At 68.3% G+C, this 240-nt stretch carries 1 protein-coding gene; it reads left to right on the top strand.

Going from position 1 to position 240, the window contains the following annotated elements:
* A partial coding sequence (locus EOC94_RS33945) for a hypothetical protein (RefSeq protein ID WP_148128487.1) occupies positions 1 to 240 on the top strand: 240 nt, incomplete at both ends.

A 240-nucleotide genomic window follows, 5' to 3' on the forward strand; every position in this document is an offset into this window, starting at 1 on the left:
CGGTCGACGGCGCCGATGCCGACAACGGCACCAACACGGTCAACAACGTCGAGAGCTTCACCTACCAGGCGACCGACGCCAACGGCAACACCATCACCAGCACCATCACCATTGACGTCGTCGACGACGTGCCGACGGCGAACGCCGACACCAACAGCGTCGCCGAGGGCGCCATCGCCACCGGCAACGTGCTGAGCGACGCCACCGACGACGTGTTCGGCGCCGACGGTGCGGCCGCCG

This window comes from Mesorhizobium sp. M6A.T.Ce.TU.016.01.1.1, from assembly GCF_003997065.1.
GTDB lineage: Bacteria > Pseudomonadota > Alphaproteobacteria > Rhizobiales > Rhizobiaceae > Mesorhizobium > Mesorhizobium mediterraneum.